Source organism: Halorubrum sp. Atlit-8R, assembly GCF_003666025.1.
Taxonomy (GTDB): Archaea; Halobacteriota; Halobacteria; order Halobacteriales; family Haloferacaceae; genus Halorubrum; species Halorubrum salinarum.
On record NZ_QPLV01000003.1, the window covers coordinates 1 to 13,419 of the forward strand.

The window sequence follows — 13,419 nt, forward strand, 5'->3', positions numbered from 1 at the left end:
TCTCGTGGGGTGTCCGCTCTCGCTCCACAAAATCCAAGTCAATCCACTCAGTAGAGTCGATGAGGCGGTTGGATTCGCACATAGACACTCGAACTACCGACCGCCTCGTTCTTAACTTAACATCGCCCGCGGTCGCCCCTTTCATTTATAAATAGTTGACCGAGGATCGGCGGCGAACACCGCCAAAGCCCCAGTCGCGAGGGCTCGGTGCGCTCGCTGCGGTCCTCGGCGCTCACTCCGTTCGAGCCTGCGGTCCTTGCGTCGCGCGCCTTCACCCTCACGACTGCCCCTTTGAGTCCCGCCCCGCACAGCACCGCACCTCGCGCCTCCCCAGCCTCGCGGTTCGCTCCGGGCTCCCTTCGGTCGCCCGTCGCTCACCGCGTCCCTCGCGCGTGCGATTCGCGCCCTTCGGGCGCTCATCGGCACGCGCCACCGCATCGTCTATTTATAAGTCAAGCCGTTGCCGCCGGCTCACACCAGTCCGACCGCGCCCAGCAGCGCGAACAGCGCGTCCCCGTACGTCAGCGAGACGACGAGCCCGACGGCCATCGGGACGACGAACGGCATCCCGGGCGAGACCAGCACGCTGTCCTCGCGGGCGACGACGTCGAGGCCGTCGCGGAGCGTCGCGGCGTCGGTGCCGTACGCGCCGTGGTCGATGTCGTCGAGGAAGCGCTCCGCTGCCCAGGGGTCGGCGCCCTCCGGGTCACCGTCGGCCGCGGCGGCGGGGTCCGCGTCGGCTTCGCGTCCCCGGTCGGAGGGCACGTCGTCCACTGCGCGCCCCCCGTCAGAGGACGCGTCGTCCACTGCGCGCCCTCCATCGGTCCGCGGGCCGACGTGGGTTCCACCGTCCGTCGGGTCGAACGTCTCGTCGACGGAGGCCGGGTCCCGGAGGGCGTCGGGGTCGGCGCGCAGGTCGGCGAGCGTAAGTCCGCGCCACCGGAGGTACATCCGGAGCGCGTCCAGGTCGAGCCCGCCTCGGGTGGGCCCGTCCGGGTCCTCGAACAGGCGGCCGTGCCGGTCCGGCAGCGAGTCGGTCGCGACCGGGCGCGCGAGGAACATGCTCGAGGAGACCTCGCCGCGGACGAGGTTGAGGGCGGCGAGGCCGACGGGGTACGCGAGCCCGATCAGGACGGTGTTCGTGAGGATCGTCAGCGAGAACACGCCGAGCTGGGTGCCAACGAGCGGGAGCGTGAGCCCCCCGACCTCGTAGGCCGGGAACGTCGGGAAGATCACCGCGAGCGCGATCATCGCCTTCGCGTCGGCGCCGCCGAACGCGCCGAGGTACCAGAAGGCGTAGCCGAGCGGCGCGACGAACAGCAGGCTGATCGCGGCCCGCACGAGGAAGATCCGCCCGTCGAACCCGGCGAACGGCCACAGCGAGACGGCCTCCCAGAGCAGGAGCAGCGCGCCGAAGAGGTACAGCGGCGGCCACAGCCGGTTCGGGAGGCGCCGGGTCCGGACGTCCCGGATCGCCGCCCACGCGAAGACGGGGACGACGAGCAGTCGGAGGAGGTCCGGCAGCGTCGCGACCATGTCACCACGGCCGAGACGGGACCAATTAGGCGTTCGGGTTCGGCTATCGCGAGCGATAGCGCCCCGCGGCCCGCCGGGCGTCTCGTCCCCGTCCGGCGGGGCCCAGTCCCCCAATCTACGGGGCGTCCCGCTCCGCGATCCGCCGGCCCTTTGTGAGTCGCCCGCCGACCGGAGCGCAATGCGCCGCCGCCTCGGGACGAGCCTGTACGCCGGCCTCCTGTTCACCGTGCTCGGCCTCGTCGCGTGGGCGACCGGCCAGCCGTTCGTCTTCCCGAGCCTCGGGCCGTCGGCGTTCGGCCTCGCGTTCGACCGGCGGAGCGAACGGGAGCGGGCCGTCCGCGTGGTCGCGAGCCACCTGATCGGCGGCGTCGCCGGGCTGGCGGCGTGGACGGCGATCGCCGACGGCGCCGCGCTGACGGCGACGCCGCCCGCCCTCTCGCCCGAGGGGTTCCGGCTGACCGCGAGCGCGGTCGCCTCGCTCGTGGCGACCAGCTGGGCGATGATCGCGACCGGGACGGTCCACCCGCCGGCGTGCGCGACGACGCTCATCGTCTCGCTCGGCCTCCTTTCGACGCCGAGGGAGGTGGCGATAATCGTCGCGAGCGTGACCGTCCTCGTCGCCTTTCACGCCGCCGTCATCCTGCTCTTCAAGCGCCTCGTCGGGGGCACGCACCCGCTGTACGGCCGTGACGAGGCGGGCGACGCGGACGGCTGAGGCGAGTCAGTCGCCGGATCGCTCCGGTCCGTCCGGGCGGTCCGCCCGCCGGTCGAAGACGGCGAGTATCGGCTCCGGGTCGGCGAGCCCCGGGATCCGGTACTCGTCGTCGCGGAGCTCGATCGCGACGGTCTCGGTCCCGAGCCGCCGGTCGAGCCCGCTCCGCTCCACCCGGAGGTCCGTCTCGTCCCACGGTTCGACGCGCCAGAGCACCGCGCCGAGCAGCCGGTCGCGGGCGACGAGGGCGTCGTCGCCGGCGCGGTACTCGACGAGCCCGTGTCGGAGCTCGTGGTCGATCGCGGCGGCCCCGAGCGGGACCGCGACCGCGGCCGCGGCGAGGGCGGCGGCGGCGCCCCACTCCCCGCCGATCGCGAACAGCGCGGCGCCGAGCGCGGGGAGCGAGGCGAGGTACCACAGCCCCGGGTGGCCGAGCGGGGTCGTCAGCGCTCCCGCGATCCGCGCGCGAGGGGGCTGGCGGACCGTCTCGACCGGCTCCGCGAGCGAGCCGTCGACCGGCTCCGCCGCGGGCGGGTCGTAGGAGAAGCCCAGGTCGAGCGCGGAGGACTCGTCGAACGCGGCCAGCCGGTCGCCGTAGAGGCTCGCGAGGTCGAACGCGAACTTCACCGCGACGATCCCGAGCAGCAGCGGGAGGCCGATCGCGTCCGGGTCGAGCGCCGAGATCGGCGCGTCGCCCTCCAGCGTGCTCGCGGCGACGATCGTGACGGTGAACAGCGCGCCGAGGAAGATGGCCGCGCCGCGCGCGAACACTCCCTGGATCGCCGTCTGGGCGCTGTGGTCGCGGTACTCGCCGCGACCGAAGTACTCGACGAGCGTCGTCGCTCCCTCGCCGACGAAGACCGCGATCACCGCGAGCGTCACGGTGTCGAGCGCCCGCTGCGACAGCCCGCCGTCCGCGACGACGCCGACCGTGAGCGTGCCGACGACCCCCCAGACGACCGCGAGGATCGGGGCGGCGATCGGGAGGACGAGCAGCGACGAGACCCGGACCTCGACGCCGGTCCGCGGGATCGACAGCCCGCCGCGGCGCTGCGCGAGCGGGCCGACGATCAGGCCGTCGCGCTCGATCTCGGACGGCCGCCCGGCGAACAGCGCGCGGACGAGCGCCCAGCCGGAGGCGATCCCGAGTTCGAACCAGTACAGCGTCATCAGCGCGGCCGCGTTCCAGCCGAGCGCGACGACGCCGACGAGCGGGAGCAGGGTGGCGACGGCGACCGAGAACGCGCGCGGTCGGCGGCCGCGACCGAGCGCGCGCAGGCGGTCGGGCAAGCGGGGGGAGGGCATCCGTCGGTCGTTCCGCGTCGTCGCACATAAGCGGTCTGGAGCGGGCCGCCACAGGAGCCGGGCGAGAGAGCCGGCGCGGGCCGCCGCGGGCTCGACCGACGGCGGCGTCTCCTTACCGCGCCGGGCCGGCCTCCCGGTGGAGGTAGAGGTACGCGAGCACCGGGACGATGGTGAAAACGAGCGTCGAGAGCGCCCAGAGGGGCGCGTAGCGGCTCCCGCGGGCCTTCGCGTCGCGGTAGATCCAGACCGCCGCGGCGACGACGACGCCGTAGATCACGAGCGTGAGCGGGAGCGACCACGGGAGGACGATACCGAGGAGGGTCATGGCTCACCGGTGAGGTCCGCGCACATCACGAAGTCGGGTTCGGTCGCGACCGACACGCGGTTCGCGGCGACGTCGCTCACGTGGTCGACCGTCTCGGGGATCAGCACGCGGGCGCCGTCGGCGTTGGCCGCCGCGGCGTCGGCGGCGACGGCGGCGAACAGCGTCCCCGCCGCGTCGGCGTCGCGCCACGCGGCGACGCCGTACGTCGCCGTCCGGGTCGTCTCGCCGTCGACCTCGCGCTCCGTCACGCGCGTCCGGACCGCGAAGCCGGCGACCGCGGCCGCGTCGCCGACCGCGATCAGGCGGTCGTCGGCCGCCGCGGCCGCGAGGCGCTCGCGGGTGAGCTGCGAGCAGGCCCACGACTCGTCGGGGTCGAGCGCGAGCCCGCGCAGGTGGTCGCGCGCGTCGCTGTCGCTCCAGAACGCCCACGCCGCGTCCGGGTCCGGGTCGGCGAGGGGGGCGACGCCGGCGTCGGCCGCGCCGTCGAGCGCGGTCGCGTCCGGCTCCGGCTCGGCGAACCGGAACTCCGTCTCGGGTTCGAAGCCGACGGCGCGCGACTGGCCGAGGCCCATGGCGTTCCACGAGAACACCATGTTACGGCAGACGGTCGCGCCGCGTTCGCGGGCCCAGTCGAGGGCGGCCTCCGAGAGCGCCGTGCCGACGCCGTGGCCACGGGCCGCGGGGTCGACGCGGATCCCCTGTCCCCACGCCTCCCACTCCGACAGCGAGACGGCCTGGATACAGCCGACGACCGCCTCGGGGTCGCCGGCGTCGGCGGCGCCGGTCCCGTCGCCCTCGACGCGCGTGTCGCCCGCTTCCCGGCCGTCGAGGTCGGCGGAGGCCGCGGCCTCCGGCGGGAGGGTCGCGACGAAGGTGCCGCGGTCGGGGTCGTCGGCGGCGGCCCAGTCGGGGAACACCCGCGGGATGTAGTCCTCGTGGCGCTCGCCCCACGTGTCCCGCGTGAAGGCCGCGACCGCGTCGGCGTCGGCGGGGCGCGCCTCGCGGACGACGACCGCCGGGGCGCCGGCGGCGGACGCGCGGCCGCTCATCGCCAGGGCCGCGACTCCTCGGTCAGCTCGCCGGCGAGGTCGCGGCCCATCGCCTCGGCGGGGTCGGAGCGGTTCGCCAGCGCCCACATGAGCTTCACCTTCGCGGTGCCGGGGAGGGTGTCGCCGGCCTCGACGACGCCCGCGTCGAGCAGGTCGCGGCCGGTGTCGTACACGCGGTCGCAGACCCGGCCGGCGAGGCACTGGCTCGTCATGGCGACGACGGCGCCGCCCTCGACCAGCTCCTCGATCCGGGGGATGAGGCCGGTGTGGACGTGACCGAGCCCGGTGCCCTCGATGACGACGCCGTCCTTCCCGTCGAGGTAGTCCCAGGCCGCCGGGTCCATCCCGGGCGTGAACTTGACGAGTTCGACGTCGCCGTCGAGGTCGGACTCGACGCCGACGGTCCCCTCGTCGTCGCCCCGCGGGAGCGGCTCGCGGTTCCACTCGACGGCGGCGTCGGCCGCGTCGCCGTCGGCGCCCGCCTCGGCGGCCGCCTCGTAGTCGATGACGCCGAGGGGCGCGGCGCCGACCGTCTCGAAGGCGTCCCGACGGGAGGTGTGGTTCTTGCGGACGCGCGTCCCGCGGTGGAGCGCGCAGGCGTCGTCGGAGGGGCCGGCGTGCATGCAGACGAGCGTCTCGGCGTGGTCGGCCTTCGCGGCCTCGACGGCGCAGACCGCGTTCATCACGTTGTCGGAGGAGGGGCGGTCAGCGGAGCGCTGGCTCCCCGTGAACACGACCGGCACGGGCGAGTCGAGCATGAACGAGAGCGCGGACGCGGAGTGCTGCATCGTGTCCGTGCCGTGCATCACCACGACGCCGTCGGCGCCCGCCTCGACCTCCTCGGCGACCGCCGCGGCGAGGTCGCGCCAGATGGACGGCTCCATGTTCTCCGAGAGGATGTTCGCCACGACCCGGCCGCGGTAGTTCGCGCGGCCGGCCAGTTCGGGGACCGCGCGGAGCACGTCCTCCGCGTCGAACTGGGCCGTGACGGCGCCGGTCCGGTAGTCGACCGTGGAGGCGATGGTCCCGCCGGTGGAGATGAGCGAGACGGTGGGGAGGTCGTCGTCGAAGGTGATCTCCGAGGTGGCGTCCCCGTCGTCGTCGGTCTCGGCCGCGGGGTCGACCTCGCGGACCCCGGACTCCACCACCTCGACGTCGGCCGCCTCGCGGTCGATGCCGACGTTGTAGCCGCCGTCGAGCTTGACGACGAGGTGGTCGCGCGTCGTGGAGGGGAGCAGTACGCCCTCGTTGGTGACGCCCCCGCGTTCGACGCGGACGCGATCTCCCGGTTGCATACGCCCCGATTCCGCCGGGGCGGACTTGAATCCAACCGTTCGCGGCGCGGAGCGGTCAGGCGACGGGAAACAGGAGAGAAGACGGAGGCCGACGGCTATCGGCCGATCGCGGGAGCGGCGGACGGCCGGGTCAGTGCTCGATGTACTCGGCTTCCCAGTCGGTCCGGGCCTCTATCTCGCGGCGCCCGCGGCGAGTCAGCGTGTAGTAGTTCGTGCGGCGGTCGCGCTGGCCCTTCTCGACGAGCCCCTTCTCGACGAGCGTGTCGAGGTTCGGGTAGAGGCGGCCGTGGTGGATCTCCTTCTCGTAGTACTCTTCGAGCTCCTCTTTGATGGCCAGCCCGTGCGGCTCGTCGAGCCCCGCGATCACGTAGAGCAGGTCACGCTGAAAACCTGTGAGGTCGTACATACAACTGCCTCTACATACCTGTCGAAAATAAATAAATATACCGTTATATCAGTCCACGTACGACCGGCGAGCGGCCCCTACGTCCCCGGAACGCCGGCCTCCGTTCTGTCAACTCCGCAACCGTCGCGTGAGTCCGGACTGCGCGTTCACCGGCGGCAGTCGTTTCGCGGGAGTGATACGTGTCCTCGACCGGACCGGACGACGCGCTCGGAGGCGAGCGACGGAACTGCGCTGTGGTCCGGCGGCGCCGCTCGGTCCGGTTCCGGTATTCGCAGAGGGGAATATGACACCGCGCGCTCCGCTCAGGCGCGACGCGAGGGAGAGCCACCACTGGGCGGTCGAGTGTCGGAAGAAGGCACGCCCGACGCGGAAAAAAGCCGCGTCGGGCCTGCCGATTGGTCCCCGCTGACGCTTCGGCCCTCCAGACGAAGCGTCACCAGATCGTACAGCGTAGAGAGTGATAAACGTGTCGTACGTCGCTCACATGTGTTCCTCTTCTAACACCCAGCCGAGCGCGCGCTTGTAGTGCGCGAACAGCTCCTCGACGCCGCGGTGGTTCATCTCCTCGTCGTCCAACTGCTCGCGGAGGAACTCGTACTGCTCTCTGACCTCCTCTTCGGAGCGCATGCGAGACGGATAGGGAGCGGTCCCGGATAGTGTTTGGCCGACGGTGGCCGTTTCGCGGTCGTCCCCGGAGGGCGGTCGGCACCCAACGCGCGGCGCTCGGGGGGCGGAACGGGACCGCAGGGCTGGGACGCCGATCAGCGGTACCACGCGACCAAGACGCCGCCCACCATCGACACGCCGACGGCGGTCAGGAGTCCGCCGAGGCGGACCGACCCGTCGAGCGTCGTCATTCCGAGGAGCATCGACACGCCGATCATCGTCGCCAGGGCGCCGGCGATCAGGAACAGGGCGCCCCACACGACGTCGGGGACCAGTTCCGCTACCGCGCCGAAGAACACGTCGAATATCTCGTCGAGCATGGGGACCGGGCGTGTGCGGCGACGGCGCTCCGGAAGAAAATACTGTCGGCGGTCGCCGGCGAACGGTAACGTTGATACGTCGACCGCGGGTACGAGAGGAGACGATGGACGACCGGACCCGCGAGTACCTCCGGGGGCGGTTCGGCGACTACTACCGGTCGGTGTCGCTGTCGCTCCCGCCCGACGCGAACCTCCGCGAGTGGGGCCACATCCCGTGGACCCCCGGGTCGGGGACGACGATGGTCCGGCACCAGTCGCTGTTCGACCTCGGCGACGTGGACACGTTCTTCGCGGACAACGCCCCCCGGCACGCCTACTTCTCGGCCGCGCGCTACGACGACCCCGGCGCGGCGACGATGGGGCAGAAGGGGTGGCGGAACGCCGACCTCGTCTTCGACCTGGACGCCGACCACCTCCCCGGCGTCGACCCCGAGACCACCTCGTACCCGGAGATGCTCGCGGCGTGTAAGGACGCCCTCCTGCGGCTCTTGGACTTCATCGACGACGACTTCGCGTTCGAGGACGTGACCGTCGTCTTCTCGGGCGGGCGCGGCTACCACGTCCACGTCCGCGACGAGGGCGTGAGGGAGTTGGACAGCGACGCGCGCCGCGAGATCGTCGACTACGTGCGGGCGATCGACCTCGACACCGACGGCCTGATCCGCACCGTCTCCGACCGGGGGACGACGAAGCGCGTCCTCCGCACCGAGGGGGGGTGGGGCGCGCGCGTCCACGACGCCTTAGTCGAGTACGCCGACGACCTCCGGGAGATGGACGACGAGGCCGCGCGCGAGCGGCTGACGGAGCTCGACGGGATCGGCGAGGGGCGCGCGGAGACGATCCTCGGCGCGTTCGACCGGAACCCGACGGCGGTGCGCGAGGGCAACGTGGAGGCCGGCGGGCCCGGGGTGCGCCGGCTCGTCTCCGCGCTCGCCGCGCGCGTCGCCGCGGAGGACGCCGCGCCGATCGACGAGCCGGTGACCACCGACACGCGGCGGCTCATCCGGCTGCCGGGGACGCTCCACGGCGGCTCCGCCCTGGTCGTCACGCCGCTGGACCGGGACGAGATCGCCGACTTCGACCCGCTCCGGGACGCCGTCCCGGAGCGGTTCGTCGGCCGCGAGATCCGGATCGAGACGGACGCGGATCGGACGGTAGAATTAAACGGCGAGCGCGTCAGAGTTGAATCCGGTAGAAACACCGTGCCCGAGTTCGCGGGGGCGTTCCTGATGGCCCGCGGCGAGGCGCGGAAAGCCCCCGAACGATGACCGACGAGCAATGAACCTCGACGAACTCCGGTCCGCGCAGGCGAAGGAGCGCCGGAAGGACAGCCTCCAGCACCTGCGGGACTCGTTTTACGACGACGTGGGCGCGTACGTCGCGGACCTCCGCGCCGCGCGCGACCGCCGCGCCGAGCAGGTCGAGAACCCGTTCGCGGACGACGACGTCCGCCGGCTCTCCGACGAGGTCGAGACCGCCGAGGAGGTCGCGGAGGCCCTCTACGAGCGCCGGGTCGGCAAGGTCGTCAAGCTCGCCTCCTTCGCCGCGGCCGACATGTCCGTCGACGAGGAGGGGATGACGACCGAGGAGCGCCGGCTGTTCGACGACCTCGTCGAGCGCATCACCGCGAACAAGTCGGAGGTTCTCGACGTCCTCGCGGGTGAGTCGCCGGTCCGGGAGGGGTCGCCGATCCGAGACGAGTCCTCGACCGCTGACGGAGCGTCGGCCGCCCGCGACGCCGGGGGATCGCGCGACTCGACGCCTGCGGACGCGACGCCGAACGGCCCGGCGACCGAAGCCGAGACGCCGCCAGCCGGGACGGAACCGGACCCGGCGAGCGCCGGCGACACGGCCCCCGAGAGCGACTCCGCCGGCGCGGACGCGCTCGCCGGAGCGATGGGCGGACGCGAGGCCGAGTCGACCGCCGACGCCCCGCCCGAGCCGACCGAGGGCGACGCGGACCCCGCCGCCCGGGAGCCGACCGGCGACGCCGGGACCGCGGGCGACGGCGAGCCGACGCCGGTGCCGCCCGAGCCGGCGCCCCCGGGCGCGGTCGGGGTCGACGACGATCCGGACGGGACCTCCGCGGGCGACGCCGACGAGGAGTCGACCGCCGGCGCGACGACGGACGGCGGCGCGGTGCCCGAGGGGACGGCGGCCGGCTCGCCGCCCGCCGAGGCGGAACCATCCGCAGATCCGGAGCCGGCCGCGGGTTCTGAACCGGCCACCGACACGGAGCCGGCCGGCGGAACGGAGCGAGCGACCGTCCGGATCACCCGCGACGTCGGGGCCATCTTCGGCGTCGACGAGCGGGAGTACGAGCTCGCGAGCGAGGACGTCGTCTCCCTGCCGGTCGAGAACGCCGACCCGCTGGTCCAGCGCGACGCCGCCGAGCGCATCGACTGACCGCGGCCGATGGCCCCCTCCGCGACGGACGGTCGAGGCGGCGCCGGCGCGGAACCCGACGTCCCGGAAGTCGGACGCGTCGCGGTCGCGTGCGGCGCGGTCGCGACGCTGTCGGCGCTGGGCGGCATCGCGCTCGCGGTCCTGCTCGACCCGACCTTCTCGTGGACGACCGACGCGCTCTCCGACCTGGGGGTCCGCGACGGGAGCGCCGCCGCGTTCAACTGGGGGCTGATCGCCGGCGGGGCGGCCGGGGTCTGCTACGCGGCGGGCCTCGGACGGGCCGGGCGCCCGGTCCGGGCGCTCCTCCTCGCGCTCGCGATGGTCGCGATGGCCGGCGTCGGCGTCTTCGACCTCACAGAGCCGCTCCACGGCCCGGCCGCGATCGGGTTCTACGGACTCGTCACCGCGGTGTTCGCCGTCGACGGCTGGTTCAGGCGACGGGAGCCGACCGGCCGCGTCGCGCTCGCGTTCGCGCCGGTCCACGTCGGCGTCTGGGCGACGTTCGCCGCCGGGTGGTGGCCCGTGACCGGCCTCGCGCTCCCCGAGCTTCCGGGGGCGCTCATGCTCGCCGCGTGGGTGTGGGCGGTCGGGCCGGCGCCGGTGGTCGGGGCGCTCCGGTCCCCGCCCGGCGGCCCGACCGACGGACACTAACGCCGCGGGCGGCTACGACCCGCCGATGGAGTTGGAGTTCCTCGGCGGCGCCCGCGAGGTCGGCCGCAGCGCCCTCCTCGTCGACGACGCGCTGCTCGTGGACTACGGGCTCATGACGGTGGACCCGCCGCGGTACCCGGTCCGGGGCCCCGAGCCGGAGGCGGTCGTCGTCTCGCACGGGCACCTCGACCACGTCGGGGCGGTGCCCGCGCTGTTGAAGGGCGACCGCCGACCGCCGGTCCACTGGACGCCGCCGACGGGCGACCTCGCGCGCACGCTCGCCGAGGACACGCTGAAGCTCCACGGCAACAGCCCGCTGTGTCCGTTCGGCGCCGAGCACGTCGCCCGGCTGGGCGAGGTGGAACGCCGGCACGGCTACGGGGAGCCGTTCCCGGTCGCGGGCGGGATCGACGGCGGCGGGTACGAGGTGACGCTGTTCTCCGCGGGGCACGTTCCGGGCTCCGCGCACGTCCTCGTCGACGACGGCGACACGCGGCTGCTGTACACCGGCGACTTCCACACCGACGACCAGCGGCTGGTCGCGGGGACGACCGCGCGCCCCGACGCCGACGTCGTGGTCTGCGAGTCCACCTACGCGGACGTGACCCACGAGGAGCGCGCCGCGGTCGAGTCGGCGTGGGCCGACAGCGTCGAGCGGACGGTCTGGGAGGGCGGAACCGTCGTCGCGCCCGCGTTCGCCATCGGCCGGACGCAGGAAATGCTCCTCGTCGCGGCCGCGCACGGGCTCACCCCGTACGTCGACGGGATGGGGATCGAGGTGACCGAGACGCTCCGGCGGTACCCGTCGTTCCTGCGCGACGCGGAGGCGTTCGGCGAGGCGGTCGGGCGGGCGCGGGTCGTCACGGGCCGCGACGGGCAACGGAAGCGGATCGCGGCCGAGAACGCGCTCATCGTCACCACCTCCGGGATGCTCGCCGGCGGACCCGTCCAGACGTACCTCCCCGAGATCCGGACGAACCCGACGAACCTCGTGACGCTCACGGGGTACCAGGTGGAGGGCACGCCCGGCCGTGAGCTCCAAGACCGCGGGCAGTTGGAGCTGAACGGGCGCGTTCAGCCGGTGAGCGCGCGGGTGGAGTCGTACGACTTCTCCGCGCACGCCGACCGCGAGGGGCTGGAGTCGTTCCTGGCGTCGTACCGCGGGGCGCGCGTGCTGGTGAACCACGGCGACCGCTGCGAGGCGTTCGCGGCGGACCTGCGCGCGGACGGGTTCGAGGCGAGCGCGCCGGCGATCGGAGACCGAATCGCTCTGTGAAAATGGACGAGCACGATGCTGAACGACAATTCGGGGGCGAGAGAAGGAGGTTCGGCGAGTGCTACTCCCCGCCGTCGGTATACGCCCAGTCGTCGAGCACGCGCTCGGCGACCGCGTTCGCCTCGGCCGGCGACGGACAGGAGCCGGATACAACCTCCTCGGAGAGCTCGCCCGCGAGGTCGTACACCGCGGCCCCGTCCGCGCGTTCGGCCACGCGCTCGAAGGTAGGCCGGTAGCCGGCGGCGGCGCGCTGACCGATCTCGTCGAGCGAGGCGTCGATGGTGTACTCGAGCTGACGGACCGCTTCCTCTGGTTCCATACGCGATCCACCGGCGGCGATCCACTTAAAGGTACTCGGATTCGGAACTGAGTTAATTCCGCGGCGACGCCCGCGCCGAACCGACGTTTATACGCGGCCGGAGGTGCGACCGACGCCATGACCGACGCAGACGAGCGCGACGCCGACGCGACCGGACGCGCCGCCGAGGCCGTGCCCCCCGTCGCGGAGCGCGCTGACGACGTCGCCGAGCGCGCGGCCGTCGCGAAGCGCGCCGCGGAGGCGGGCGCGGCCGTGGCTCACGAGCACTTCCGGAGCGACATCGCGGTGGAGACGAAAGGCGAGGACGACGTGGTGACCGAGGCCGACCGCGCGGCCCAGCGCACCGTCATCGAGGCGATCCGCGAGTCGTTCCCGGACGACGCGGTCGTGGGCGAGGAGGAGGACGAGCGCAAGACCGTGCCCGAGACGGACCCCGCGTGGGTGATCGACCCCATCGACGGGACGAACAACTACGTCCGCGACGTGCGCGTGTGGGCCACCGCGGTCGCGGCCGTCGTCGACGGCGAGCCGGTCGCGGCCGCGATCGTCGCGCCCGCGCTCGGCGACACCTACACCGCCGACGCCACGGGCGCGTACCGCAACGGCGAGCCGATCGCGGTGAGCGACGTGGCCGACCCCCGCGACGCCGCCGTCGACCCGACGATCTGGTGGGACTACGACGCCCGCGACGAGTACGCCCGCGCGTGCGAGGCGATCGTCACCCGCTTCGGCGACATGCGCCGGTTCGGCGCCGCGCAGGTGGTGCTCCCGACCGTCGCCGCCGGCGGGCTGGAGGGGACGATCACGAACGTCGCCGCGAACCCCTGGGACACGGTTGCGGGGGTGTTCGTCATTCGGCAGGCCGGCGGGCGCGTGACGGACCTGAACGGAGAGCGGTGGCGGCACGACTCGACGGGCCTCGTCGCCTCGAACGGCGCCCTTCACGACGAGGTCCTCGCGGCCGCGAACGAGATCGAATCGGACTGATACGTGGAGTAAGTGTTCGGTATCGGTCGTTGCCGAGTCACTGGTTGCTGAGGCGACGATCCCTCGGAGACAACTGCCTCCAAAGCCCCAGCCGCGAGGGCTCGATGGGCTCGCTGCGGTCCTCCTCGCTCGCTTCGCTCGCTCCTGCGGTCCTTGCGTCGCCCGT

15 protein-coding genes are annotated in these 13,419 nt (G+C 73.2%); 6 read left to right on the top strand and 9 right to left on the bottom strand.

The window, feature by feature from the left end:
- Positions 1–471: 471 nt before the first annotated feature.
- The gene (locus DVK05_RS08575) at positions 472–1,536 is read right to left on the bottom strand and encodes an A24 family peptidase (protein ID WP_121562973.1); all 1,065 of its coding nucleotides are present in this window, start codon (positions 1,534–1,536) and stop codon (positions 472–474) included.
- A 178-nt stretch (positions 1,537–1,714) separates the two neighbouring features.
- Between DVK05_RS08575 and DVK05_RS08580 the strand changes: the two genes are divergently transcribed.
- Positions 1,715–2,251: an HPP family protein gene (locus tag DVK05_RS08580; RefSeq protein WP_121562974.1), complete on the top strand. Its 537-nt coding sequence runs from the start codon at positions 1,715–1,717 to the stop codon at positions 2,249–2,251.
- A gap of 6 nt (positions 2,252–2,257) precedes the next feature.
- Here DVK05_RS08580 and DVK05_RS08585 read toward each other — a convergent pair whose 3' ends face one another.
- From DVK05_RS08585 to DVK05_RS08610, 7 genes are all read right to left on the bottom strand, one after another.
- Complete coding sequence (locus DVK05_RS08585; protein WP_121562975.1) at positions 2,258–3,553, bottom strand: DUF6498-containing protein; 1,296 nt, start codon at positions 3,551–3,553, stop codon at positions 2,258–2,260.
- Between the two features lie 112 nt (positions 3,554–3,665).
- Positions 3,666–3,878, bottom strand: coding sequence for a hypothetical protein (locus DVK05_RS08590; RefSeq protein ID WP_121562976.1), 213 nt, complete (start codon positions 3,876–3,878; stop codon positions 3,666–3,668).
- Positions 3,875–4,927, bottom strand: coding sequence for a GNAT family N-acetyltransferase (locus tag DVK05_RS08595; protein ID WP_121562977.1), 1,053 nt, complete (start codon positions 4,925–4,927; stop codon positions 3,875–3,877). Before DVK05_RS08595 ends, DVK05_RS08590 begins: the two co-directional genes overlap by 4 nt.
- Positions 4,924–6,222 carry a Glu-tRNA(Gln) amidotransferase subunit GatD gene (gatD, locus tag DVK05_RS08600; RefSeq protein WP_121562978.1) on the bottom strand — a complete coding sequence of 433 codons (1,299 nt, stop codon included), beginning with the start codon at positions 6,220–6,222 and terminating at the stop codon, positions 4,924–4,926. The genes DVK05_RS08595 and gatD overlap by 4 nt, the downstream gene beginning before the upstream one ends.
- 130 nt (positions 6,223–6,352) lie before the next feature.
- On the bottom strand, positions 6,353–6,628 hold the full coding sequence (locus DVK05_RS08605; protein WP_004597247.1) for a PadR family transcriptional regulator: 276 nt from the start codon (positions 6,626–6,628) through the stop codon (positions 6,353–6,355).
- 480 nt (positions 6,629–7,108) lie between these two features.
- Positions 7,109–7,255, bottom strand: coding sequence for a hypothetical protein (locus DVK05_RS17300; protein ID WP_006112955.1), 147 nt, complete (start codon positions 7,253–7,255; stop codon positions 7,109–7,111).
- A gap of 134 nt (positions 7,256–7,389) precedes the next feature.
- Positions 7,390–7,614 (bottom strand): hypothetical protein, encoded by a 225-nt coding sequence (locus DVK05_RS08610; protein ID WP_121562979.1) that lies wholly within the window; start codon positions 7,612–7,614, stop codon positions 7,390–7,392.
- A 104-nt stretch (positions 7,615–7,718) separates the two neighbouring features.
- Between DVK05_RS08610 and priS the strand changes: the two genes are divergently transcribed.
- From priS to DVK05_RS08630, 4 genes are read left to right on the top strand one after another with little or no spacing between them, the layout of a single operon-like run.
- The gene (priS, locus tag DVK05_RS08615) at positions 7,719–8,882 is read left to right on the top strand and encodes a DNA primase small subunit PriS (protein WP_121562980.1); all 1,164 of its coding nucleotides are present in this window, start codon (positions 7,719–7,721) and stop codon (positions 8,880–8,882) included.
- A gap of 10 nt (positions 8,883–8,892) precedes the next feature.
- Entirely contained in the window at positions 8,893–10,020 is a 1,128-nt protein-coding gene (locus DVK05_RS08620) for a DNA replication complex GINS family protein (protein WP_121562981.1), read from the top strand.
- 9 nt (positions 10,021–10,029) lie between these two features.
- Positions 10,030–10,671, top strand: a complete 642-nt coding sequence (locus tag DVK05_RS08625; RefSeq protein ID WP_121562982.1) for a DUF998 domain-containing protein — start codon at positions 10,030–10,032, stop codon at positions 10,669–10,671.
- 25 nt (positions 10,672–10,696) lie between these two features.
- On the top strand, positions 10,697–11,947 hold the full coding sequence (locus DVK05_RS08630) for an MBL fold metallo-hydrolase (protein ID WP_121562983.1): 1,251 nt from the start codon (positions 10,697–10,699) through the stop codon (positions 11,945–11,947).
- 61 nt (positions 11,948–12,008) lie between these two features.
- Here DVK05_RS08630 and DVK05_RS08635 read toward each other — a convergent pair whose 3' ends face one another.
- The gene (locus DVK05_RS08635) at positions 12,009–12,266 is read right to left on the bottom strand and encodes a hypothetical protein (protein WP_121562984.1); all 258 of its coding nucleotides are present in this window, start codon (positions 12,264–12,266) and stop codon (positions 12,009–12,011) included.
- Between the two features lie 117 nt (positions 12,267–12,383).
- On the opposite strand from DVK05_RS08635, the gene DVK05_RS08640 reads away from it, so the two are divergent.
- The gene (locus DVK05_RS08640) at positions 12,384–13,253 is read left to right on the top strand and encodes an inositol monophosphatase (RefSeq protein ID WP_121562985.1); all 870 of its coding nucleotides are present in this window, start codon (positions 12,384–12,386) and stop codon (positions 13,251–13,253) included.
- The last annotated feature ends 166 nt before the right edge of the window (positions 13,254–13,419 follow it).

Coding starts and splice junctions, on each gene's coding strand:
- DVK05_RS08630 (WP_121562983.1), top strand. CDS start 10,697: ATGGAGTTGGAGTTCCTCGGCGGCGCCCGCGAGGTCGGCCGCAGCGCC.
- DVK05_RS17300 (WP_006112955.1), bottom strand. CDS start 7,255: ATGCGCTCCGAAGAGGAGGTCAGAGAGCAGTACGAGTTCCTCCGCGAG.
- priS (WP_121562980.1), top strand. CDS start 7,719: ATGGACGACCGGACCCGCGAGTACCTCCGGGGGCGGTTCGGCGACTAC.
- DVK05_RS08640 (WP_121562985.1), top strand. CDS start 12,384: ATGACCGACGCAGACGAGCGCGACGCCGACGCGACCGGACGCGCCGCC.
- DVK05_RS08635 (WP_121562984.1), bottom strand. CDS start 12,266: ATGGAACCAGAGGAAGCGGTCCGTCAGCTCGAGTACACCATCGACGCC.
- DVK05_RS08605 (WP_004597247.1), bottom strand. CDS start 6,628: ATGTACGACCTCACAGGTTTTCAGCGTGACCTGCTCTACGTGATCGCG.
- DVK05_RS08580 (WP_121562974.1), top strand. CDS start 1,715: ATGCGCCGCCGCCTCGGGACGAGCCTGTACGCCGGCCTCCTGTTCACC.
- DVK05_RS08620 (WP_121562981.1), top strand. CDS start 8,893: ATGAACCTCGACGAACTCCGGTCCGCGCAGGCGAAGGAGCGCCGGAAG.
- DVK05_RS08625 (WP_121562982.1), top strand. CDS start 10,030: ATGGCCCCCTCCGCGACGGACGGTCGAGGCGGCGCCGGCGCGGAACCC.
- DVK05_RS08590 (WP_121562976.1), bottom strand. CDS start 3,878: ATGACCCTCCTCGGTATCGTCCTCCCGTGGTCGCTCCCGCTCACGCTC.
- DVK05_RS08575 (WP_121562973.1), bottom strand. CDS start 1,536: ATGGTCGCGACGCTGCCGGACCTCCTCCGACTGCTCGTCGTCCCCGTC.
- DVK05_RS08595 (WP_121562977.1), bottom strand. CDS start 4,927: ATGAGCGGCCGCGCGTCCGCCGCCGGCGCCCCGGCGGTCGTCGTCCGC.
- gatD (WP_121562978.1), bottom strand. CDS start 6,222: ATGCAACCGGGAGATCGCGTCCGCGTCGAACGCGGGGGCGTCACCAAC.
- DVK05_RS08585 (WP_121562975.1), bottom strand. CDS start 3,553: ATGCCCTCCCCCCGCTTGCCCGACCGCCTGCGCGCGCTCGGTCGCGGC.
- DVK05_RS08610 (WP_121562979.1), bottom strand. CDS start 7,614: ATGCTCGACGAGATATTCGACGTGTTCTTCGGCGCGGTAGCGGAACTG.